The organism is Pseudomonas sp. SIMBA_041, from assembly GCF_046535095.1.
Classification (GTDB): domain Bacteria; phylum Pseudomonadota; class Gammaproteobacteria; order Pseudomonadales; family Pseudomonadaceae; genus Aquipseudomonas; species Aquipseudomonas mucoides.
Genome location: NZ_JAWRXJ010000219.1, coordinates 1 through 278 on the forward strand (window position 1 = coordinate 1; position 278 = coordinate 278).

A 278-nucleotide genomic window follows, 5' to 3' on the forward strand; every position below is an offset into this window, starting at 1 on the left:
GCGCAGATGCCGTTTGGCGGGGTCAAGGCCAGCGGTTACGGCAGCTTCGGCAGCACGGCGGCCATCGATGCCTTCACCCAGTTGCGTTGGGTTACCGTGCAGCATGGCGCGCGGCACTACCCGATTTGACCCACAACCTCACAACAACAATAGCGAATGCGCCTGGCGGCCCCTCGGCCCTTGGCGCACTCACGCAGAGGTAGCCTTCATGGACTGCGAACCCCTCTCCGTTGCCCAGCGTGCGCCCTTGCGCGCCGTCAAGATCGGGCAGCCCCAGG

1 protein-coding gene is annotated in these 278 nt (G+C 65.8%); it reads left to right on the plus strand.

Features of this window, described 5'->3' with window-relative positions:
* Positions 1-129 (plus strand): aldehyde dehydrogenase family protein (locus SB725_RS30925; protein WP_410923194.1); only part of this gene is annotated, 129 nt, incomplete at its 5' end.
* Positions 130-278 lie beyond the last annotated feature (149 nt).